23 protein-coding genes are annotated in these 21,303 nt (G+C 58.9%); 10 read left to right on the top strand and 13 right to left on the bottom strand.

The features are described from left to right. Positions 1-771 precede the first annotated feature (771 nt). The 7 genes from ectB to H7X47_RS22100 all read left to right on the top strand — a co-directional run bounded on the left by ectB (position 772) and on the right by H7X47_RS22100 (position 7,298). Positions 772-2,145 (top strand): diaminobutyrate--2-oxoglutarate transaminase, encoded by a 1,374-nt coding sequence (gene ectB / locus H7X47_RS22130; protein ID WP_193370934.1) that lies wholly within the window; start codon positions 772-774, stop codon positions 2,143-2,145. Between the two features lie 65 nt (positions 2,146-2,210). Further along, on the top strand, positions 2,211-2,624 hold the full coding sequence (locus H7X47_RS22125) for an ectoine synthase (protein ID WP_193370933.1): 414 nt from the start codon (positions 2,211-2,213) through the stop codon (positions 2,622-2,624). An 86-nt stretch (positions 2,625-2,710) separates the two neighbouring features. Then, positions 2,711-3,532 (top strand): formyltransferase family protein, encoded by an 822-nt coding sequence (locus H7X47_RS22120; protein WP_193370932.1) that lies wholly within the window; start codon positions 2,711-2,713, stop codon positions 3,530-3,532. A gap of 31 nt (positions 3,533-3,563) precedes the next feature. Beyond that, complete coding sequence (locus H7X47_RS22115) at positions 3,564-4,454, top strand: TauD/TfdA dioxygenase family protein (RefSeq protein WP_193370931.1); 891 nt, start codon at positions 3,564-3,566, stop codon at positions 4,452-4,454. A gap of 32 nt (positions 4,455-4,486) precedes the next feature. Further along, positions 4,487-5,431, top strand: coding sequence for a 2-hydroxyacid dehydrogenase (locus H7X47_RS22110; RefSeq protein ID WP_193370930.1), 945 nt, complete (start codon positions 4,487-4,489; stop codon positions 5,429-5,431). A 65-nt stretch (positions 5,432-5,496) separates the two neighbouring features. Further along, positions 5,497-6,270: a maleate cis-trans isomerase family protein gene (locus tag H7X47_RS22105; RefSeq protein ID WP_193370929.1), complete on the top strand. Its 774-nt coding sequence runs from the start codon at positions 5,497-5,499 to the stop codon at positions 6,268-6,270. Between the two features lie 89 nt (positions 6,271-6,359). Further along, complete coding sequence (locus H7X47_RS22100; RefSeq protein ID WP_319633662.1) at positions 6,360-7,298, top strand: DMT family transporter; 939 nt, start codon at positions 6,360-6,362, stop codon at positions 7,296-7,298. A gap of 49 nt (positions 7,299-7,347) precedes the next feature. Here the strand turns inward: H7X47_RS22100 and H7X47_RS22095 are convergent, their stop codons facing one another. The 3 genes from H7X47_RS22095 to H7X47_RS22085 all read right to left on the bottom strand — a co-directional run bounded on the left by H7X47_RS22095 (position 7,348) and on the right by H7X47_RS22085 (position 9,794). Then, on the bottom strand, positions 7,348-8,145 hold the full coding sequence (locus H7X47_RS22095; protein WP_193370928.1) for a helix-turn-helix transcriptional regulator: 798 nt from the start codon (positions 8,143-8,145) through the stop codon (positions 7,348-7,350). A gap of 525 nt (positions 8,146-8,670) precedes the next feature. Then, positions 8,671-9,384, bottom strand: a complete 714-nt coding sequence (locus tag H7X47_RS22090) for an RES family NAD+ phosphorylase (protein ID WP_193370927.1) — start codon at positions 9,382-9,384, stop codon at positions 8,671-8,673. Then, complete coding sequence (locus H7X47_RS22085; protein WP_193370926.1) at positions 9,381-9,794, bottom strand: MbcA/ParS/Xre antitoxin family protein; 414 nt, start codon at positions 9,792-9,794, stop codon at positions 9,381-9,383. Before H7X47_RS22085 ends, H7X47_RS22090 begins: the two co-directional genes overlap by 4 nt. Before the next feature lie 869 nt (positions 9,795-10,663). On the opposite strand from H7X47_RS22085, the gene H7X47_RS22080 reads away from it, so the two are divergent. The 3 genes from H7X47_RS22080 (at position 10,664) to H7X47_RS26190 (ending at position 11,616) form a co-directional block, all read left to right on the top strand. Then, positions 10,664-10,993: a hypothetical protein gene (locus H7X47_RS22080; RefSeq protein WP_193370925.1), complete on the top strand. Its 330-nt coding sequence runs from the start codon at positions 10,664-10,666 to the stop codon at positions 10,991-10,993. Next, a complete protein-coding gene (locus H7X47_RS22075; RefSeq protein ID WP_193370924.1) occupies positions 10,977-11,399 on the top strand; it encodes a hypothetical protein in 423 nt (140 codons plus the stop codon). The genes H7X47_RS22080 and H7X47_RS22075 overlap by 17 nt, the downstream gene beginning before the upstream one ends. Before the next feature lie 91 nt (positions 11,400-11,490). Further along, positions 11,491-11,616 (top strand): hypothetical protein, encoded by a 126-nt coding sequence (locus tag H7X47_RS26190; protein ID WP_264373108.1) that lies wholly within the window; start codon positions 11,491-11,493, stop codon positions 11,614-11,616. A 47-nt stretch (positions 11,617-11,663) separates the two neighbouring features. On the opposite strand, the gene H7X47_RS22070 is transcribed toward H7X47_RS26190, so the two are convergent. From H7X47_RS22070 to H7X47_RS22025, 10 genes are read right to left on the bottom strand one after another with little or no spacing between them, the layout of a single operon-like run. Further along, entirely contained in the window at positions 11,664-12,449 is a 786-nt protein-coding gene (locus H7X47_RS22070; RefSeq protein WP_193370923.1) for a 4'-phosphopantetheinyl transferase family protein, read from the bottom strand. A 15-nt stretch (positions 12,450-12,464) separates the two neighbouring features. Then, a complete protein-coding gene (locus H7X47_RS22065; RefSeq protein WP_227010689.1) occupies positions 12,465-13,691 on the bottom strand; it encodes a beta-ketoacyl-ACP synthase in 1,227 nt (408 codons plus the stop codon). Further along, positions 13,691-14,416 (bottom strand): 3-oxoacyl-ACP reductase FabG, encoded by a 726-nt coding sequence (gene fabG, locus H7X47_RS22060; RefSeq protein WP_193370921.1) that lies wholly within the window; start codon positions 14,414-14,416, stop codon positions 13,691-13,693. The genes H7X47_RS22065 and fabG overlap by 1 nt, the downstream gene beginning before the upstream one ends. Beyond that, positions 14,413-14,868 carry a hotdog family protein gene (locus H7X47_RS22055; RefSeq protein ID WP_193370920.1) on the bottom strand — a complete coding sequence of 152 codons (456 nt, stop codon included), beginning with the start codon at positions 14,866-14,868 and terminating at the stop codon, positions 14,413-14,415. The genes fabG and H7X47_RS22055 overlap by 4 nt, the downstream gene beginning before the upstream one ends. A 2-nt stretch (positions 14,869-14,870) precedes the next feature. After that, positions 14,871-16,067 (bottom strand): beta-ketoacyl-ACP synthase, encoded by a 1,197-nt coding sequence (locus H7X47_RS22050; RefSeq protein WP_193370919.1) that lies wholly within the window; start codon positions 16,065-16,067, stop codon positions 14,871-14,873. Further along, the gene (locus H7X47_RS22045) at positions 16,064-16,639 is read right to left on the bottom strand and encodes a DUF3261 domain-containing protein (RefSeq protein ID WP_193370918.1); all 576 of its coding nucleotides are present in this window, start codon (positions 16,637-16,639) and stop codon (positions 16,064-16,066) included. The genes H7X47_RS22050 and H7X47_RS22045 overlap by 4 nt, the downstream gene beginning before the upstream one ends. Further along, entirely contained in the window at positions 16,636-17,874 is a 1,239-nt protein-coding gene (locus tag H7X47_RS22040) for an NAD(P)/FAD-dependent oxidoreductase (protein ID WP_193370917.1), read from the bottom strand. The genes H7X47_RS22045 and H7X47_RS22040 overlap by 4 nt, the downstream gene beginning before the upstream one ends. Then, complete coding sequence (locus tag H7X47_RS22035) at positions 17,871-20,225, bottom strand: MMPL family transporter (protein ID WP_193370916.1); 2,355 nt, start codon at positions 20,223-20,225, stop codon at positions 17,871-17,873. Before H7X47_RS22035 ends, H7X47_RS22040 begins: the two co-directional genes overlap by 4 nt. A 4-nt stretch (positions 20,226-20,229) precedes the next feature. Continuing rightward, positions 20,230-20,859 carry a LolA family protein gene (locus H7X47_RS22030; protein WP_193370915.1) on the bottom strand — a complete coding sequence of 210 codons (630 nt, stop codon included), beginning with the start codon at positions 20,857-20,859 and terminating at the stop codon, positions 20,230-20,232. After that, positions 20,856-21,248 (bottom strand): acyl-CoA thioesterase, encoded by a 393-nt coding sequence (locus tag H7X47_RS22025; RefSeq protein WP_319633661.1) that lies wholly within the window; start codon positions 21,246-21,248, stop codon positions 20,856-20,858. The genes H7X47_RS22030 and H7X47_RS22025 overlap by 4 nt, the downstream gene beginning before the upstream one ends. Positions 21,249-21,303: the final 55 nt, after the last annotated feature.

Raw genomic sequence — 21,303 nt, 5'->3', positions numbered from 1 at the left:
CTCACTCGAACGCTGCCATTCGTTCATCGCCGGCTTTCCGTCGGACGTGCACCAAGATAGAGCCGCATCGCGCGCCGCAGGAACGGATCGCCCGTTTCATAGCCACAGCTTAAACACCGCCCCCTATCTGACTTGATAGTACCGCTGGCACCTCTAAATCGGCACTCTAGCACTGCCAAAAGCAACCACAGACAATGAACTGCGGGAGCAGACAATGCAGCAACCTTCGCTAGCTGGACACTCCGAAGCAGCCAGGCAACCCGGCAGAGAGGACTCTCTCGCCCCAGCTCCCTGCAATCGGGATCGCCGCCACCGCGGCTTCCTGATGATCGCGGGAAGGCTGCAAGGAACGCGCCCGCCCGAAGACCTTCAGTCTCTAATGATGCAGCACCTAGACAAAGGCATCTGGAGTGACGATCACTTCGCCTGCAAGTTCGCCGAGGGCACATACCTATCAGTAGCCGTCTCACCTATGCCCACACTCGCCATTTTCATTGAGCGCGCGGTACATCTACCTGAGACGCTTTCAGCGGATCCTCCTGAAAAGCAAGTTCCATTGGATCGCTACGTCTCCTCTCTCGACGCAGTTTACGCGGCAGTCCAGGATTGGCTTCAACAGCATATGTTTTACTTCGTTCCAAGGATGATCCGCACCGCGGCATTCAGGGCAGACGAGCTGGAGACCGGATAGCTGCACGTATTCTGCCGTCTCCTTTTCGAATAACGCAAAGCCCTGTCCCATTTCATACACAGATACCAACGAGGTCGGCCATGGACGACGCTGTGCGTGAGATCACAGAACAAGACATAGTCCCCAGAAAGACCATTCCTCTCTCAGAGGAGTGCCCTGATGCTCCCGCGGTTCCCGCGCCCATTCTAGGCGCTCTCTACGACCGCCTCGAGTCTTGCGTGCGCAGCTACAGTCGCTCATTTCCCACTGAGTTTTCCTCTGCGCAGAACACACGCTTGGTCGACTCAAACGGAACGGTCTTTCTGGATTTCTTTGCAGGCGCCGGCTCTTTGAACTACGGCCACAACCACCCTGCCCTGAAAAAGGCCCTCATCGACTATATTAAGAAAGACGGCGTCACCCAAGGTCTCGACATGGCCACCGGTGCCAAGTCTGCTTTTCTGGAGGCGTTCGATACCACGATCCTCCAACCTCGCGGTCTACAGTACAAGATTCAATTCACTGGGCCTACTGGGGCGAACTGCGTAGAGGCGGCCCTAAAGCTCGCTCGGAAGGTCACAGGGCGCGCCGGCATCATTTCCTTCACAAACGGCTTTCACGGGATGTCCCTAGGCGCGCTTTCTGTCACGGCAAATCCCTACTATCGAAACAGCCCCGGCTCGCTCCCCGGCCCGGTTACCTTCATGCCGTATGACGGCTTCCTGGGCCCCTCTACCGACACCATCGACTACATTCGCCGCTATCTTAGCGAGCCCGGTAGTGGCCTCGCCAAACCTGCGGCATTTATTGTTGAAACAGTTCAAGGCGAAGGTGGCGTTAACGTCGCGTCTCTCGACTGGCTGCGCCGTCTTAGCGCCCTCGCTCACGAGCAAGATATCCTCTTGATCATTGATGACATACAAATGGGCTGCGGAAGAACCTCGCCCTTCTTTAGTTTTGAGCCTGCCGAGATCAAGCCCGATATTGTCGTGCTTTCAAAATCGCTCAGCGGGTATGGACTGCCGCTTTCTGCCTTATTGATACGACCCGCTCTCGACATCTGGGCGCCGGGCGAGCACAACGGAACCTTTCGCGGGAACAATCTCGCCTTCGTGACAGCTACAGCTGCGATCAAGACCTTCTGGTCCTCGCGCGACCTGCAAGAGCATGCCAGCCACCTTGGTCGCACTCTAAACGCTGGTCTGTGCGAACTGATCGAAGTAGTGCGCCAATGCGGGCGCGGACGTGCGGCCTGGGCCAGGGGCCGCGGCCTCATTCAAGCAATCGATTTCGGCGATCCCCTCATGGCACGTCGAGTGGTCCAATTTGCCTTCGAGCGCGGCTTGCTCGTTGAGACCGCCGGCGTGGAGGGAAGCACCGTGAAGCTTCTACCACCACTCACAAGCACATCAGAAGACATCTCTGCGGGCCTTCGTATCCTGAGGAGCTCGGTGGAGGCTGTTCTTTCAACCTAGATCATGCACGCCAAGCCGGTTCGCGGCGCCACTCGGCGTCCGGGTTGCATGCCAGGAGCCATCCTATGATCGTTCGCTCATTCAAAGAAGCAAGAGAAACAAGCCGCCGCATCACAGCGGACAATTGGGAGAGCATTCGCCTCGCACTGGGCGACGACGAACTTGGTTTCTCTTTTCACATCACGACGATGTACGCCAAGACGACCACTTCGATGCACTACAAAAACCATATTGAATTGGTCTACTGCATCTCTGGTGAAGGTGAGCTCTTCGACGTTGTTGCCGGCCGGTCTTACCCTATCGCGCCTGGCACACTGTACATCCTCGACAAAAACGACCCCCATCGTGTGACAGCAGAGTCAGACCTCGTTATTGCTTGCGTGTTCCGGCCCGCACTACAGGGCCGCGAGGTGCACGATGCCGATGGCGCCTACCCTCTTTTATCAGCTGCCGAAGCGGCACACAGCGTGAGCAGATGAAAGCTTATCGGCTAGTTCCTTTAGTAGCCGTCCTTTGCACCTGTCGCTCCGGGCTGTCGCGTTCTTGAAAATGAAAGGTTGATGCAATGTCGCTCTTTGAAAGAATACCAAGCAGCGAGAAACAATGGCGGTTCTCCGGCATCGACTCTTCCAAACCGGCGGATCTGCGTTTCGCATTTCTAAATCTGCGCGACCATCCGCGCGGCCAGTTGATGCTGCTGGAACTGATTCGATACGGCTTTGTGCCGGAATTGGTCATCGAGGAAGACTCTCCTTTGGCCGAAGAGGGCCGCTTCGAGCAGCTCCAGGAGCTGCTCCAAACCGACCAGTTTGAATCAATGGAGCCAACCGCTTCACTTTGCGCTCGCCTGGGCATCACACACCTGTATACGACGAATCATAATAATGACGAATCAATAACCCGGCTGCGCGATGGACGATTTCCCCTCGTCATTCTTGGCGACACGCGGGTCCTCCGGCCGGCGGTTATTTCCACCGCGCTCGTCGGCATCATCAACGTGCACCCTGGTGTCTTACCCGACGTGCGTGGCAACACACCCTACGTCTGGTCGATCGTTCATGACCTCCCACAGGGCGCCACAGCTCACCTCGTTAACACTGAAGTTGATAGAGGCCCAATTCTAAACGGCCGCCGTCTAGAGCTACAACCGGGCATTAGTTACCCCCAACTCCTGCAAGAACTCAATCACCTCTGCGCAGACGTTTTGGTCGAGACGCTACAGGCCATTGTTGAGAAGCGTGCGGAACTAACTGCGCAACCCGACGATGACCGCCTCACCTTCCGCAAGGCGCCGCGCGCAATCAAGGAGGTTGCCGTGGACATGCTGCGCCCTCGACGGTTCCAGCAGACGGCCAGTCCGTCGCCGTCGCACAATGCGCCCCTTTAAGACAGGTCACAATATCCGGCGGGAGAAGCAAATGCCGAGCCACATCACGTTTGACCGTGTTGACGCTGTCATCGGAGCGGAGGTCTATGGCCTTGGCCTCGATCAGGTGCCCAATGAGAAATCGATCGCCGTCCTTGAGCAGGCCCTTGAGAAGTACGGCGTTCTAATATTTCGCAAGCAGGAGGTCACTCCGCGGCAACTCGTGGAGTTCAGCCGCCCCTTTGCCCCCCTCGCCTTAGCACCGCGAGAAGAAGACCGGCACAAGGACCACCCAGAAATTTTCGTGATCGGGAATCCGGAAGGTAAGCAGGTTGTTTTTGCGCCGGACGTCACCAATTCGGAAATAGATGACATGGAGTTGGAATGGCACACCGACCACTCCCAGTATAGCATTCCGGCCCGCGCGACCATTCTCCTAGGCGAGGAGGTACCCGCCAAAGGCGGTGATACCGCGTTTGCATGCACCTACACCGCCTATGACGCTCTCTCAGCCGCAGAGAAACGTCAATATGAAAACGTGACGCTGCTCCATTCCGTGCGTGGGCTCAATGACTATTTGCGACGACTTAACAAACTTGAAACGCTCAACAGCCATGAACTCGACCTGGAGAAGGAGCCACCTCAGAAGTGGCCCCTGGTCCGCAGACATCCTCTATCGGGTCGCCGGGCACTCTATTTCGGTTCTCATATGAGTATTGGCGTAGATGGTTTGCCTGAAGCGGAGGGCAGAGCACTGATCAAAAAGGTGACCGCGCATGCGACACGGCCTGAGTTTCAATACCGTCATCGCTGGCAAAAAGGCGACGTTCTCTTTTGGGATAATCGACGCCTAATTCACGCCGCGACCCCGTATGACACAACAATACACAGGAGGGTGATTTACCGGACGACGCTTGAGGAAGTAGCGCCAGTTGTTATGTGATACCTGTTTCCAGCTCATTTGAGGACCTCAGTATGTCGATACTCTTCATATCCGACGTCGATTCCTTCGATAACTGGGACGCGGTCTTTCGATCAAAGGATCCACGTGCACAGTTGGTGGAATGCGAAGACGTCGATGATCCGGCCTCGATTGAGTACGCTCTGGCGTGGAATCCGCCTGATGGGCTCCTTGCCCGCCTTCCCAGACTAAAAGCGATTTTCTCGCTGGGGGCTGGTGTGGACCACATCCTCAGGGACCATACTCTTCCCAAGGGGGTGCCTATTGTGAGGGCCGTCGACACGAATCTTGCCATGCGGATGGCAGAGTACGTCGTCCTTCATTGCTTAATCTTATCGCGTCAGCAGCGACGTCTGGATGCACAGCAGGTCAAGCGACTCTGGGTCTCGGAGTTACCTGTCTTTTCCAGCGATGTGCGCGTTGGGATAATGGGACTAGGTCACCTGGGACGGTATGTCGCGGAGCGTTTGCGAGACATCGGTTTTCAGGTTGCCGGCTGGAGCACAGGACACAAGGAAATTCCTGAGGTAGCTAGCTTTGCCGGAGAAGGCGAGCTCGCGTCTTTTCTTCAGCGCACCGATATTTTGGTCTCGCTACTGCCACACACTCCGAAGACACATGGGTTCATCGGCACAAGCATTCTGCGGCAGCTCTCACGTGATGGGGTCTTAGGAGGGCCCGCTTTTATTAGCGTTGGCCGCGGCACAGTCCACGTAGAAGACGATATTGTCGAGGCTCTAGACGACGGGTTCCTGAGTGCAGCGGTATTGGATGTCTTCGAGCGCGAACCCCTGCCGGAAGGCAGCCCGCTGTGGCGGCATCCGAGAGTTACGGTAACTCCTCATTGTGCTGCTGTGACCGATCCGCGATCCATTGTCTCCTCCGTGCTCGCAAATATTGCGAGGCTAGAGAGAGGTGATAGCTTGGAGAATGTCGTCAATGTCGAGCGCGGGTACTGACGATGCTACGCGAGAGTGGCGCCAGGCCCCATTTCCTGAGCGCGGCGCGCGTGGGACCTTGATGCATGTTCGCCTCGCTCATTGTTGATCGCCCCAAGCTCAAAGCGGCAGGACCGGTCGGCCGTGTCGGGCTCTTGGCTCTATCATCAGATCTCAATATCGAAGCGGAGTTTCATCGCATGCTTCCGCGGGGGGTTTCTCTGATCACCACGCGTATAGAAAACGTCGAGGAGATCACCCAAGAGTCCTTGCTCGACATAGAAGCTGCTCTCGTTCCCGCTGCTAGATCGCTAGCTCCCAACACTGAGTTGGATGTGCTGGTCTACGGCTGCACTTCCGGCTCTGTTGCTCTTGGGGAAAAACGGGTCGAAGAGTTGCTGGGCAAGGCAAGACCGACTGCTCGCTGCGTCACACCCTCGGGGGCCGTCGAAGCAGGATTGCGCTCCCTTGGCGCGAGGCGGATCTCACTCCTGGCTCCTTATAGCGAAGAACTGACGACAATGATTGCCGCTGATTTCGAAAAAAGGGGCTACGCAGTTGCGAACGCTAGTTGTTTTGGCTTCACTGCGGACTCCCAGATGACGGCAATAGCTAAGGAGTCTTGGATCGAGGCGGCACGAAGTTGCTACGATCATTCCGCAGACGCCCTCTTCATTTCCTGCACTTCCGTACGCGCCTCGGCTGTGATTGATGACATTGAGGCCGAAATCCAAGCTCCCGTCATCTGCAGCAATCAGGCGGTGGCATGGCAGATTGGAAATCATCTGGGCGTGCTGTCTGACCTATCGATCAGCGGCCGACTGTCCGCTACCAAGCTTGCTACTCCAGATAATGTTTGATAATAGAGTTCTACCTTAAGTATTTCCCCTGACATATCCCGGAGATGCACCGCCCTTCGCCGCGGTCACCCTAATCAGCCGAGATTCATATGATGAGACGGAGCCTTTCCACCACGATCTCTCAGAACCCATGGTGGGTAGTTTGGGTTCCGTGGGTTTTTGTTGTCCTCTGGTCCGGCGGTTTCGCTTTCGCAAAAATTGGGCTTTTGTACGCCGCTCCCCTCACATTTCTCGCGCTGAGGTATGTCGTACTGGTAGCTTTGCTGGGAGCAATCTACATCGTTCTGCGCCCCCCTCTTCCTTCTTCCGCTCGTCAGTGGTGGGATCAGATTGTGGTAGGCTTCTGCATCCAGGCGGTCTATTTCGTCCTGACGTACTTTGCTTTCATCCTAGGCGTTTCGGCCGGCGCATTCGGTGTCATCATTTCGTTCCAGCCCATTCTCGTCGCTCTCAGCGTTGGGCGATTTGCGGACGAGAACGTGTCCGCGGGGAGATGGCTGGGCATCGTTTGCGGGCTAGCTGGTGCTGTGATCGTGATCGTCGCGACTTCCGATTTCGACAGCACCTCGTTGCTGGGTGTCTTGGCATCTATCGGCGCCTTAGCTGGGATGACGACTGGCACACTTTACGAAAAGCGATTTGGATCCGCCCAGCACCCTGTGTCCGCCAACCTAATTCAATATGCCGTCGCTCTTATAGTCTGTGCCCCCTTTGCTCTTCTACTTGAGGACATTCGGATCGAGTGGAATACCGAGTTCATAGTGGCGTTGGGGTATCTGGTGATTGCCAACTCACTTATCTCCCTGACCCTGCTGTTGGCAATGATTCGGCAGGGAGAGGTGTCAAGAGTGTCGTCTCTGTTCTTTCTGGTTCCACCCACGGCCGCTCTCTTTGCCTGGGCCCTGATCGGTGAAACGATGCCACCGGCTGCTTGGTTGGGGATGGTGGCCGCTGTCTTTGGCGTCGCACTTGCCGGCGGCATGCAGTGGCGGGGGAAGGCAAGCGCCGACTCGAAGGCCGCCCGCTAGGAGCCATTTCTCGGCAGCAAACGATCAAGCCCCTTCTTCGTTGCGGTCGCTACCTTAGCTCTTGTTCTTCGCCCTCGATCAATCTTGGTGGATCTAGCAAACCAAGTTCTATGGCCTTGATCGCTGCGACGGTACGGCTGCCTGTCGATAGCTTCCTCATTGCATTCTTAATGTGGTAGGTCGCTGTCACGCTACTTATGCCAAGGATTGTCCCAATGTCCCATGAGGATTTGCCCTCTGCGACCAAGCGCAGACATTCAAGCTGGCGCTCCGTCAGGTCAGGAAGCGCATCTGTAGCGGCCTCGATCATGTCCAAATCGGCCGCGCGCCTATAGTATTGAATGGCGACCGCTTGAAACCAACCCAAGGCCTCTTTGGCCGGACCGTGGTCTTCCGAAGCAAAGCAGATTGCAGCAAGACGTCTGTTCGGTCCATGGATAGGTACAGTAACCCCGCGCTGCCCCTTCTCTCGAGCCGCTCTCGCGCATAGATGACTTGCCCCGTTGCCGGGATGGTGAGATCGCGTCAGCTCCTCCCAACGAAACGGATACTGATAGACCGCGACATATCGAAGAACTGGGTCTTCTTCATGCTCACGTCTAGCTGTGTAGCTTGTCAGCCAGTGTGCCGGAAAGTTCGTCTCTACGAATGGCCAGGGCAGCTTGCTGTGGCGCACTAGGGGGTGGTCACCACGCAGAGCCAAATATGCGACACGGCCAAAGCCGACGCTTCTTCCCGCGCGCACAAGCAGGTCAAAAAGTTCCCCCGGCGAAGTCGCGCCTTCTGATTGCTCGAGAAAATCCGAAAAGTCCATGCTTCCCTGATCCGCCCGCATGAACATCTGCATCCAGGCAGCACACCTCGCAAACGATGTAACTTCCTAGATGAGGCATGAAAGATGCGTATATTCAAAGGTATATTTCAGACTTCCCTTGGTCGGTGCTCCCAGGCAAATGGGGACACTGAGAACGTCGTCCCTTTAAATCAATCTGACGCAATCAAGATCGTTATGCCCCTTAGGGGCTTGTTGGTCACCTCACCAGATTGCGCCGGCATGAGAGTTCAACGCCCGCTTCTCTGTGTAATCTTCCCGCCGGCAAGAGATTACCTATGCCAGCGTTGGCTCCGCACGATCGCCACGTTGCAATCGGAATGCTCGAGTGCCCTAGCAGTCCTGAGAGGGATCAGACCTGGCGGTGTAAAGTAGCCGATGATCCGAAGGAGCGCCCGGCTGCGCTTGTCATGAGAATTGGGGTAGTGGGCAAGGCGCTGCTGGCTTGGTGGGAGCCAGTCAGAAAAGCCTATTCGCTTGGCGGGCCACAGTTGCAAGCACCTTTCAGCTTCGCCGCAAAGCGGATCTAGGTGCAGAGATCTAGACGATTCGAAATACATCACCACTGCCGGCGTCGCGATAGAGATCCACGCGGGTGCCATCCCAGTGGTAGTCGAGATGGCGGCCCTGGATCGGATTGGCCGCAAGGTCGGGATAGAACAGACCGACGCATTCGCCGCCCTTGCTGCGCACACTGGGATAGACGAGCCCGTTTGATTCTACGGCGCGCAGCCGCGTTCCAAAGGCCTGGCCGGCTTGATAGTCCTTGGGGTGGAGCAGTGCGGCATATCTTTTTTCGTTCCGGCGCAGGTCGTGCAGACGGCCTTCTACCTGGAGGCCGATTTCCCTGAACTGCGAGGTCCAGCCGGGTGCTTCCTGGGTGCGCGCCATGAAGCGCCCGTGATGGTGGACGGTCTCCAGGAGCGCGACCTTGAAGCGGTTGGCGGCATAGAGGACGCCGAAGGAGCCATCGCTGAAGCGGCTTGGCCGATCGGCGCTGGCATGGGTGAAGGGTGCCATGAGGTAGCTGGCCCCTGCCCCGCCGACCCAGCGCTTGGGGGGCACCAGGTCGAGGTTGCCGATGGTTTCCATGAGGCGGGGGTTGGTCTTTTGCTCGGCGGAGAGGAGGAGAGGCCAGTCCTCGGGATCGGCGATATCTTCAAAGAGATCAATGGGCGGATAGAGGCTGCGGATGATGCGCACGGCCTTTCGCCACCTGACCCGGTTGACCGGCACCTCAGCCGGGTCGGTCACCAGGCGCCCCGCTCGGCATCCAGGTAGCGGCGCACGCGCATCAGATCGGTGAGCTCGCCGCCCAGCATGACCTCCAGTGCCGAGCGGTTGCCGAAGGCTTCGTTGGGTGCCTTGATCCAGGCGTAGGCGCGCTGGGGCTCGCGGAAGATGATCCTGAGCGCTTTGTGGATCCCCATGAGGTTGGAGAGGCGCGCCTTGCCGTCACGGCTGATGCGCCCCGGCCCTTCGGCCTTCCAGCGCCTGTAGGTCCTCACCGTGAGGTCGAGCAGGGTTGCAGCCGCTTCGTCGGTGATATCCCAATGACGGAAGAGATTGACCGCGGCGCGGAACATCGCCGCCCCTTCTTCATCGCTAAGGGGCGTCGCTGAGAAGCCGCGCGGGGCGGTATCGACGGGCAAGAACTGAGGCATCACGATTATCCTATATGGCATTATATAGGCAATTTATTACTAAATGGCAACTCTTCTTGCCTCTTGTGACAGCGGGCGCTTATGGCCGATTCGGCCTTTTCTGGCGGCCATTTCAAGGTGCCGGAGCGCCGCTGAAGGCCCCCGGGAGAGGGCCCCAGGAGCCCGATTTCCCTGCCTCTTGCATGCGCAGGCAGGCCAGCCGCACTGTTTTCGCTTTCGCGCTTTGCGCAGCTTCTCGCATTCTGGCCTGATGTCCCCGCCCTGCCCTTCGGCGGGTTCACCCGGCCCTGGCCGAGTGGCGACTTCCATGCATAGGGATCTTCTTATGACAGAAGAAAGAAGTTGCGCGGGCCGGGAGGTTCCGCGCCACGGGGGATTGCGTGTTGTGCGGCGAAAGGGGTCCAGGAAGCTTTATCTTTGCGGCACGGTGCGTATTGGTGCCAAGTCGCAGCGCATTCGTGAGAGCACGGGATTGGATGCCGACCCGCCGGACGCGGCGGCGGCTAAGAGCTTGTGAATTAAGCGTGATTCTGAGATTCTGGAGCGCTTTGTCTACAAGCGCCTGCCTGATCCCTCCTTTGAAGACGTGGCCGAGGAGTTTTTGCGGGTGCGGATCCGGACGGTAGCAGCGTGCGCATGGTGCGCGAGACTATTGCGGCCTTCAGGCAGGTGCCGATCACCGGTCTCGAACTCCGCAAAACCTGCTCGCCCCGCTCCCGCTTCAGGCAGTCGTCGGATCCAAGCCTTGCTTGCGGGCGCACTATTCCGACGCTTCGGGTAGGTCGGTCAAGGCACAAAATTTACCCTGGATTGTAATCCGTTGCCAGGTTACCACTACCAAAAGCGAACTCAGCAGGAGCATTTGGCCCATGACACTCCAACTGGTCGTCCGATTTCTGTGCACCAGCGCCGTGCTCGGGATCCTCTTCTTTTTCGTGCCGGCCTCTTCGACCGCGGTAGCCCAATCTTCCGACGACTCCGTCGCCAGTGCCGAGGAGGATGTTGTTGAGACCTTCAAAAGCGATGCCGAACGAGTCGGGGAGAAGACCTCCGAACTCGGCGACAGCATCGGTGATGGCGCAGTCGGGGTCGCTGAGAACCTTTCGAAGGAGGCTGAGAACGCCTATCAGTGGTCCAAGAAGAAGACTGAGGCTGCCTATGAATGGTCTAAGAAGAAGCTCGATGAGCTTACCAACTAATCAGCCGCCGCTGCGCAGTATCTTAAGCCCAATTCTTGGCCTGTCTTTGTTGCTGATCGTCTCTGCCTGTGCACGGACACAGCCGGTCCTAAATATCACAGAGGAAGCGGTGGTGACAGCTTCAGGCGAAGCCCCCAGCTTGGCGGAGGTTGAGAACGCAATCGTTACCGCGTGCCACGACAAGAGCTGGTTGGTCGACCCCACGGATGAAGGGCATATCGTCGCCACCGCCCACGTGCGCCATCATACCGCCATCGTCGACATCGTTTACTCCACCGAGCGCTACTCCATTACCTATAAGGACAGCGACGTGCTGCTTTATGACGGAGAGAAGATCCACCGGAACTACAACAAGTGGGTTCAGCTCCTGTCCGAACGTATTAATCTCGAGCTGAACAAGCTCTAGTCCTTCTTCGTCAACCTCAGCGCCGCCAAGTTGACACCGTGACTGGCATATGGGTTGACCTTGCCCAACTAGGGAAGGAGGGTGGCTTACCATGCGTAATTGGATCCTGATGGCGCTCCTTGCCGCTTCCCTTTCAGCCTGCGAGCGCATGATCCCCGGTCTCAGCTTCGCCGGCACGCCCTACGCCTCAGGTCAGCAACAAGCCACACACCCGTGATCTGAAGGCTGCAGCCGCTCTGCGACACCGCAAGAATCCGCCTCCTTTCAAAGGCCCGCCATCGGCGTGATCTGCAGCTCTTCGCGATCCCGGGTCTGCTCATCCAGGCAGTGGAGCTCCCATCGCCATCCCTTGGCATACGAAGCCGGGTGCCAAAGCGCCGCGGCGAATCGGTGATCCTCACGGAATGCACCGAGCAGAAGGGTCCAATCGGCTTGCTCGCCTTCGGGCGGCGGGGCAAGCCAGGTCAGACTACCGCGCTCCACGCTCATGACGGCCTTGCCGATCGACTGCCAGATTGTACCCCCGATGGCTTTAGCGACGCTTTCCTTCAAGCTCCAGAGCGAAAGAGCGGCCTCCGCCGCCTCCCCGTCGTCCTGACCGTCAAACTGCTCGTGCTCGGCCGGCGGGAAAACGCTTCGCGCGATCTTCAGTACCTGCACCGCCCGATGCAGTTCCTCGATATCGACACCGACCCCCCTGGCGCGCGCCACCGCGACCAAGAAGTCGCTTCCGGAGTGGCTGAGAGAGAAATCAAAGAAGTACTCCTCAGGCCAGGTCAGCGAAAGTTTTCCGCTGCTCTGCTCTGAGAACCTGAGCTGGCCCGGATCGCAATCCAGATGATAGGCAAGCGCCCTGCGGAGCAGCACGCGCCCAAGAACAAACTGTCGGGCCCGATCAGCGCTCTTGATCGCCTTCAGCCGCGCCCTTTCGGCTTGCGACAGCAGCAAGGCCCCGGTCTCACAAAGACGCTCGGACCTCTCCCGGTTGCGCGGCAGGCACCAGAAGTGCAGCACCCCCTCGGTCAGCCTCCCCTCCCCCGTCACCGTCATGGCGGAGCCGCCCGGTCACGCCCAGCGGCGCAGAATCAACGATGTGTTGACACCACCGAACGCAAAATTGTTGGACATGACGTATTCCGGATCCAGATACCGGCCTGCTCCGCTCACATAGTCGAGCTCCGCGCAGCGCTCGTCCACCTTCTGCAGGTTGAGTGTTGGGGCGAACCAACTTTGCTTAAGCATCTCGATCGTCATCCAGGCCTCCAGGCTCCCACAGGCACCCAAGGTATGACCGATGTAGCTCTTCAAAGAGCTGATCGGAACTGCCGAGCCGAGGGCCTCCAGAGTAGCACGGCTTTCGGCAATGTCGCCGACGTCAGTCGCCGTGCCATGGGCATTGACGTAGCCAATAACCTCGGCTGGCAAGCCCGAATCCTCCACCGCAGAGCGGATCGCTGCGGTCATTGTATCTTGAGAAGGCTGGGTAACGTGCTGCCCATCGGTATTGGTGCCGAAGCCAACCACTTCGGCGTGAATGGTCGCCCCTCTTGCTCGGGCATGCTCAAGATCCTCCAGCACCATGGCCCCCCCGCCTTCTCCAACAACCAGACCATCTCGCGCTTCGTCAAACGGTCGTGGCGTCCGATCGGGCTCATCATTGCGCGTGCTCGTGGCAAAGAGCGTGTCAAAAACCGTTGCCTGCGACGGACACAGTTCATCCGCCCCACCGGCCACCATCACCGTCTGCCGGCCCTCACGGATTGCCTCATAGGCCAACCCGATCGCCAGACTGCCTGACGTACAAGCCGTCGAGGTCGGAATCAGTCTGCCGCGAATGCCGAAGAATACCGAGACATTGACAGCGGTCATGTGTGGCATGATCTGAATGTACGAATTGGCCTTGACCGAGTCCGTGCTCTTGTTGATGAGGATCCTGGCGAGATCGCTAAGAGCTGGCGGCGAACCGGAAGAGGAACCGAAAGCCACGCCGGTGCGTCCACTGGTCAACACCGGATCTTCGAGCAACCCGGCGTCCTCCAGAGCAATCTCGCTGGCGCGGGTCGCCAGCAGGCCTACCCGTCCCATACTGCGCGTGCGTTTGCGGTCATAGTGCGCCGGCAGGTCAAAGGCCGGCACTGCCGCCCCCAGACGCGTGTTCAACCCTTCGATATCGTCCCACTCGGACATGTACCTGACACCATTCCGCCCCGACTTGAGCTGCCCTTCTACCTCGCTCCAGGTGACGCCAATGGGGCTTAGTCCCCCCATACCCGTGATAACAACGCGTCGCATCACGCCATCCCACCGTTGACCGATATCACCTGCCGGGTGATATAACTGGCTTCCTCGGAGAACAGGAAACCGACCAGGCTGGCCACTTCCTCGGGTTGCCCGAATCGGCGTGCCGGAATCATCTTTATTACTTCGTCCCGTTCTATCTTCTCGGTCATCTCGGTTTCGATCACACCGGGCGCCACGCAGTTTACCGTAATGCGCCGCTTGGCCAGCTCGATGGCAAGCGCCTTGGCAGCCGCAATAAGGCCCCCCTTGGCAGCGCTATAATTCACCTGACCGCGGTTTCCCATGATCCCCGAAATCGATGACATCACAACAATGCGCCCCCCCCTTCGCGCCTGCACCATTGGCAAAACGACGGGATGGACGACATTGTAGAAACCGTCGAGATTGGTCCGCAAGACGAGATCCCAGTCCTCCCCGGGCATAGCCGGAAAAGCGTTGTCCCGATGAATACCGGCATTGCAGACCACACCATAGTAGGCGCCATGGCTGGCCAGGTCCTGCTCGATCGCAGCGGTCGCCGCTGAACGCTCGGTTACGTCAAATTGCAGAAGGCGGCTTTTGCCCCCAGCGTCGCTAAGCTCAGCGGCAAGGTCTTCCACGGCCTGGCGTCCCCGATTGAAGTGGAGCACCACCTCAAAGCCATCACCGGCAAGCTTGCGACTGATCGCTCTGCCCAGTCCACCGCTGGCGCCGGTCACCAATACAGACCTGGTCATGGCGCCTCACCCGCCAGGAAAGCCTCTACATCTTGAGGGAGGTAGGCGTTGATGCGCGCTGAAGCCAGTTGCTTCTCGTCAGAGACCGAGCAGTCGAAGACCGCCATCTGGCCGTCGTCCCACTCCCGGGCTGCCCTGATCGTCAGAAAACTACCCAAGACAAAGCTGGCCTTGCTTGCTTCGAAACGTCGGGTACCCAGTAGAAATCCCAGCTTGACGGCCTCTCCAGCACGGCGCGCCTGCAATCCCGAGTAAAGTGCAACAGTCTGAGCCATGTACTCAAGTCCAATCCAGGCCGGAATGCCCTTGATGTCAGGGTCGTAGAAAAGGCAGTCCTCGGCGATCCTCACACCCGCCTCGACCCAATCCTCGCCTTCAGCGACAAAGCTATCCAAAAGCAGCATTGTCCGGCTGTGCGGCACCAATTCCTCGACCGACCAGGGAACTTTCATCACTATCGCCTTCCAATTGCCAAGGTGACGTTGTTACCGCCAAATGCCAGAGCGTTGCAGAGAAATACCCGCCTAGCCGAGGGCGCGAGTCGATCCCCGGCATTAACAAGGCACTCGGACAGCAAGCCCTCCGCTGCCGCGCCATCCCAGATGTGGGGCGGTAAACGTCCTTCTTCGTTCATGCTGCTCGCGGCAAGCCAGCAATGGGCGGCCCCCATCGCGCCGGCAGCCCCTAAAGTATGTCCAACCCTTCCCTTCGAAGAGCTGCAAGGTATGGCCTTGCCGAAGATTTCTAGCACCGCCCGGCTCTCCATGGCGTCATTTTGCTCGGTGCCGGTGCCATGCAGTTCTATAAAATCCACATCCTCAGCTGCGAGGCCCGCATCCTTCAGCGCAGCTTTCATGGCCATTACGACTCCTCCGGCTTCGGGATCCGGCGCCGTCATGCTATAGGCATCGCAGGACGCCCCGGCGCCGAGTAGGGCGATTTCCGCTTCATCACGCTGCATGAGAAATACAGCCGCCCCCTCGCCGATCATCGTACCGTCCCGATGACGACTGAAGGGGTTGCAGAGACCGCGCGAGAGTGCTGAGAGTGCACGAAACCCGTTAAGGGTCAGCCGGCAAAGACTATCAACGCCGCCAACCAGGACGGCATCAGCCAGCCCGGCCCGCAGCAAGCGGCGGCCATCAGCGAGTGCCTGGGAACTGGAGCTGCAGGCTGTCGATACGGTGAACGCCGGGCCTGTGAGATCGAGGTAACGCGCGGCGATCTCGCCCGGACTGCCGAGCTCCTGGCGACGCATATCGAAACCTTCCGGCAGAACGCCGCTCTTCGCCGCCTGGAAATAGGCCGCCTCACCCTCGCTGATTCCCGAGGTACTGGTTCCCATGACAACGGCAATGCGCTGCCGGCCGAAACGCGACAAAGCTGCTTCGAGGGAGTCGCGAATTTCCTCGAGCGCGAGGATCAGCAAACCCGCATTTCGGCTGTCGTAGCCAGCGAGACGGGCGGGCAGCGCCGGCAGATCTCCACTGACCGCGCCGACGTAAGCGGGCGCTCCATCGGCGAGAAGATCCTCGCGCCTGGCAATACCATGGCGCTCCGGCTTCATGAGTCCCTCCAGCACCGCTTGCTTGCCGCGTCCGAGGCAGCTGACGATACCAAGATCGGTGAGAAAGGCCGGGTGGTCTCTCACCACGCACTTCCTTCGCGTTTAAGAGTCTTAATCTGGAGGCGATAGGGCAGGTCATAGTGCTCGATCAGCAAATCGGCGCCCTCACCCTCCCCCTGCTCATGATGGACACGCACGATCAGGGTCGTTTTCTCGTCAAAAACCAACCTGTCTCCCTCGCCTTCTCCGTGCTCCAGTTTGTACCTCCGCTGCGCCAACACTCGCTTCACCTCGCCAAAAGGCCAATATGCGAGTTGAAAATCCGAAAGAATGTAGCGCGGGTCAAAGGGTAACTCGGCTTCCCCGAGAGCCCGAAAATCCAGCTCGCCCCCCTCCAAGGCGGCCTCGAACAGAGGGATACCAATATGTGACACCCCCACCATCACCAATTTGCCGGGAGAAACTTCTGTCTCTACCCTGATTGAATGGGTCTTCTCTTGGTATATGCTGGTCACCACCTGACTCAGCGACAGCGGCTCCCCAAGACCCTCGACCGGCAACGGCTCACGCAGCAGAGGCCCTACGGCTACGCCGGTTCGGTGTTGCGCGCAGCTCGCCGTCGCGAGCAACAGGAGCAATATAAGTGGTGCTCTCATGGTGCCAACCTGCACATCTCGGCCAGCGCTTGAAGGCGCCGGCGAGGCTGCTCGACATAGGGATTGTTCTTGTCCCAAGCATAGCCTGCCAGGATCGAGCAGATCATCCGTCGGATACGGGGGTTGGGTGTCTGCGCAAAGATGATGTCCTGTAGGCTCGTGTCGTACCAGGCCGACACGAAATGGCGGAAGGTCTCGACGCCGACGGAGAGAGGCTTCACAAACTCTTGCTCCCAGTTGACTTCTCCATCGTTGAGTTCGCGCGAGACCGCGGCGGCCGCCAGGGACGCCGATTTCAGGGCAATGGTGACACCTGAGGAAAAAACAGGATCGATGAATCCCCCAGCGTTTCCAAGCAGCGCGTATCGCGGACCGCAGAGACGGGACACACGCGTGGCATAGCCGCAAATGCGGCGCACTGGGAACTCAAAGGCAGCAGGCTTCATGAGATCACCCAGAAATCCGGTTTCACCGACCACAGCTTGCAGGACTTCCAGCGGCTCTCCGGGGTAGGTGGAAAAATAGTTCGGCGGCCCCACGACTCCTAGCGACGATGTGCCGTCTGAAAACGGAATGAGCCAGAACCATACTGAATGGTGGCGCGGATGCACGGTGATCAGGATCTTTTCCCGATCCATGGTCCCGAGCGACATGCCATCGACGACATGCGTGAAAAGCGATTCACGCTGGACACCCTCCTGCGGCAGGTTAAGCCCGAGCAATCCGGCAAACGACTTACCAGATCCGCTTGCATCCAGACAGAATCGACAGCGCAGTTCTCTTTCACCGCCCGCCTCGTCGCGGTACGTGAGCCGAACACCCCGGTCATCCAGTCCAACGCCGGATATCTCGCAGCGAAAACGTACCTCTGCACCGGCCCTTTCCGCTTCTTGCGCAAGAACTGCATCGAACTGGGCGCGCTGGACTTGAAAGGTGGTTGAACAGCCCTCGGCGATCTTGTCGGAGAAATCAAAGGACGAATGCAGTCCCGCCTTTTCGAAAGCAGCGCCGTTTTTCAACTGGAATCCCGCCGCTTCCACCGCAGCGGTCATTCCAGCCTCTTCCAGAAAGGACATGCACTGAGGCAGGAGGCTCTCTCCTATGGAAAAGCGCGGGAAGGCCTCACGCTCAAGCACGACAACCTGCAGGCCCTTTCGGGCGAGGATTGCGGCTGCCACAGCGCCGGCCGGCCCTGCCCCAACGACGCCAACATCGCAGGACCGCCCCAGGCTCACGTCACCGCTCCATCAAGATGCGCTTTGCGCTGCGGTGCAATGAGCAGCGCGCCGATTGGCGCCAACAGAAATGCCGCCGCGATCCCGATCAGCAAGGTCAACCCAAAGGAATGTACAGCCATCGTCGCAGAAACCGAAAGGAGGCCGAAGGCCAGCAAGGTCGTGAGAGCCGACAGGGCGACCGCCAACAAGGTTGAGGCCTTTACCGCACCCGCCTCTCTGAAGAAAATGGCATAGTCAACACCGATCCCAAGGATCAGCAATAGCGCCATCACGTTGAACAAGCTGATCGGTTCGGAGAGATAGCCAAGTGCGCCGAAAGCGACGAGGCCGGCCGTCAGCGGCACCGCCATCACGGAGCATGCTCCTTTGAGACCGTATCGCAGCGCTAGCACCACCGCCACCACGATATAGGACGCCAAAGTCAACCAGAGCGCCTGATCTCGATAGGTGCTGAAGATGCCGCTGAGTTCACCAACTCGGTCAATGAGATGGACTGCAGGCAACTTCTCGGCAATCTCGCGAAGAACAGCACTTTCCGTTCGGCCGGTGAGCATCACGGCAGAAAAGACACCACCCCTACCGTCGAGCCAGAGCTCGCGCAAAGATGCCGATACCGGGCTAGCCAGCCAATCAGCGAGCATGAGAGGCGGCTGAGCCGCGGTCGCCGCAAAGGCGTCTTCATAAGACGTGCGCAGGCTCTCAGGCAGCCCCAGTTGGTCTTCGAGGAGATCGAAGGGAGAGCTCTCCCCGGAAAGCAAGCCGCGTATCAACGCTCGGTTTACCTGCTGGCGCGCTGGCGAGGGCACGAAGCGCGAAAGGGCGGTATAGCCAGTTACCTCGCCGTTCTCCAGAAGCGGCGAAAGGGCCGTGGTCAAGGCTTCTTCATTTTCGAGCAGGTCTGCCGCATCGGCGCCGGCGACGAGAAAGAACTGGCGCGCAGGCGCTTGTCCCAGGAGCGCGCGAACACGCTGCTCCTCGGCCTGAACCACTCGATCGTGCGCCTGCAACAAGCGAAAATCATTGAGCGGCGTCAGGTTGAAGGCGCCTGCGGCCAGTATGAGCACCACAATGCCGCACCCGGCGAATGCCGTAGCTCCCGCGCTCCTGCTCCACAGCCGGGCACAAGTCGACGCCCAGGAGAGGGCGCGGCTCGGCCGCGCCGCCGCTTCCTGACGCAACAATGGAAACAGCAGGACGACGCTCAGCCAGGCCGCCACCAGGCCAAATGAAGAGAACACCGCCATCTCACGCAATCCCGGAAAGGACCCGAGCAAGATCCCGGAGAACCCGATGATGCTGGTGAGCAATCCCAGCGTGATTCCGGGAAAGATCTCCCCCAGTACCGACCCCGCGTCAGAGTTCTCCTTATCCAGAGCCGCACAGAAATAGTGAAAGGCGTAGTCCACCGAAATGCCCACCAGACTGGCACCGAAGACCAGCGTTAGAAGGTGGACCTCGCCGAAAATCGCAAAGCAGGATACAAAGCCCGCAAGACAGCCCGAGGCAATGGCGAGGCCTGCCATCAGAAAAGGCCTCAGCGAGCGAAAAACCGCCAGGAAAAGCAGAAGGATGCCCAGAAGCGAGCCACTTCCGACGATGGAAATCTCCCTGCGGGCCGCTTCAGTGCCAGCGGCAGCATAGGGAAACACGCCCGCGACCATGAGCGATGCCTTCGGGTTCTGCTGTGCCACGTGGGCTCGCGCCTCTCGGAGGCGCGCGCCCAGCGCTTCCTGGTTGGCGACGGAAAAGGGAGAAGCAGCGAGCACGCCCACGATAAGAACATGGAAACCGTCCTCATCCTGCACCGTTAGAAATCCCTCTTTCAGCCGGATCTTGGACGGCTGTGCGGCACGCAGCGACGACAGGAAGTCCGGTAGCAGAAGCAATGGGTCCGCCTCGATCAAGGACGATCCCGGGCTGCCCAGCGGGCTGAGATAGCGCAGCAGAAGATGCCGTTCAAAGGCCTTCTCGTCACCGGAGAGCAGCAGCCGGCGCGCGTCCTCGCTCAAGAGCTGAAAGCGATGAGGAAAATAGAACCTACCTAGCCCCTCGAACCGCGCTAGGTCTGACCGCAGCTCCAAGCGGTCGAATAGTCCCCCCTCGGCGAGCGCTTCATAGGTCGATTGCGCCGCCTTCCGGGCAGCAGACTCCTCGACAGCTGAGACGACCAATAGGAGCCTGCGCTCCTGAGCCGAAATAACTTTGTCTGCTGCGGCTTGCACGGCCGGTGCCTGCGCCGCGCGCGGCAACAACGACAGGAGATCGGCATCAATGACCGGACCGCTGGCGATTCGGAGCAAGAGCCATAACGCCCCCCCCACAACGATGATCAACCAAACGACGGCCATTGCCCTAGTGTGCAAAGTAGCTTCTCTCCGCTTCATCAGGGCCGGCCGGATCGGCATCCAGGTTGCTGAAGGTGAAGCTCATGGAGTCGCCCCGGACCTCCTTAAGCAGAACCTCTCTGACGTAGCTGTCCCCCGCCACCTCAAGGCTGGCGATCACCTGCGCCAGTGTTTCCACAGCCGGCAGCAGCCGCACACGCCACCCGGTTTCGGCCGGGAGTGTCTCGGCCGAAAAATTTTCACGCAGGCTCGAGAGATTTCCGCCCAGCGCCGCCAAGAACATTTCGGTCATAAGCCGGAACGCCGGGACTGCGGTCATGCCAACCCGGCGGGGACCGTTTCCCCCCTCCCATTCCAGGATCTCGTCGGCCCGGATCAGATAGGTGACCTCATAGGGCTCAGTCACCCGCCAAAGGACCCCCTCGTCTCTCAGCAACAGCATTGTGCCGCTTGACTGCAGGGGGCGCTTGAGGATTTCAAGATGACGCTCCTGGTGGAAGTCTGCGCGCAACACCGCCCGCCTATCCAACTGGCCCTGAATAGTCTCGAACGGCTGGTCGTCGGGTGCGGCTGCCCGGCAAGAGCCGGAAATCATGAAGAGCACTACCAAGACGGCTTTCACCAACTGCCCCATCATGACCTCACGCCAAGTTTTTCCAGAAGTACTGATGGAGAGGCCAGCAAGAGCTCCCCCGTTTCCAGTTCGACGGCAACCTGCACCGTGGATCCCTTGGTAAGCCTAGTGCCGTTGAGGGCATCGGTGATGAGATAGTCGATCTTCAGCCGCAGCTCATATTCCACGATACGTGCCCGCACAACGATGATCTGACCGAACCTTGCAGGCTTCACGTAGCGGGTCTTCAACTCGATAATCGGCCAGGCATAGCCAGAAGCTCTCATTTGCTGATAGTTGTAGGAAATCTGATCCAGCAAGGCGCAGCGTGCGATCTCGAAGTACTTGGCATAATGCCCATGCCAGGCAATCTCCATCATATCGACGTCATGGAAAGGCACCGTAAGCTGCACCTCAATCTCCGGGAGTCCCCTAGCAGTGCTAACCATGAGTCTCACCCCTGCCGCT

This window comes from Pelagibius marinus, assembly GCF_014925385.1.
Lineage (GTDB): Bacteria > Pseudomonadota > Alphaproteobacteria > Kiloniellales > Kiloniellaceae > Pelagibius > Pelagibius marinus.
The sequence above is the reverse complement of the archived record's forward strand: the minus strand, read 5'-3'. Positions and strand labels throughout refer to the sequence as shown.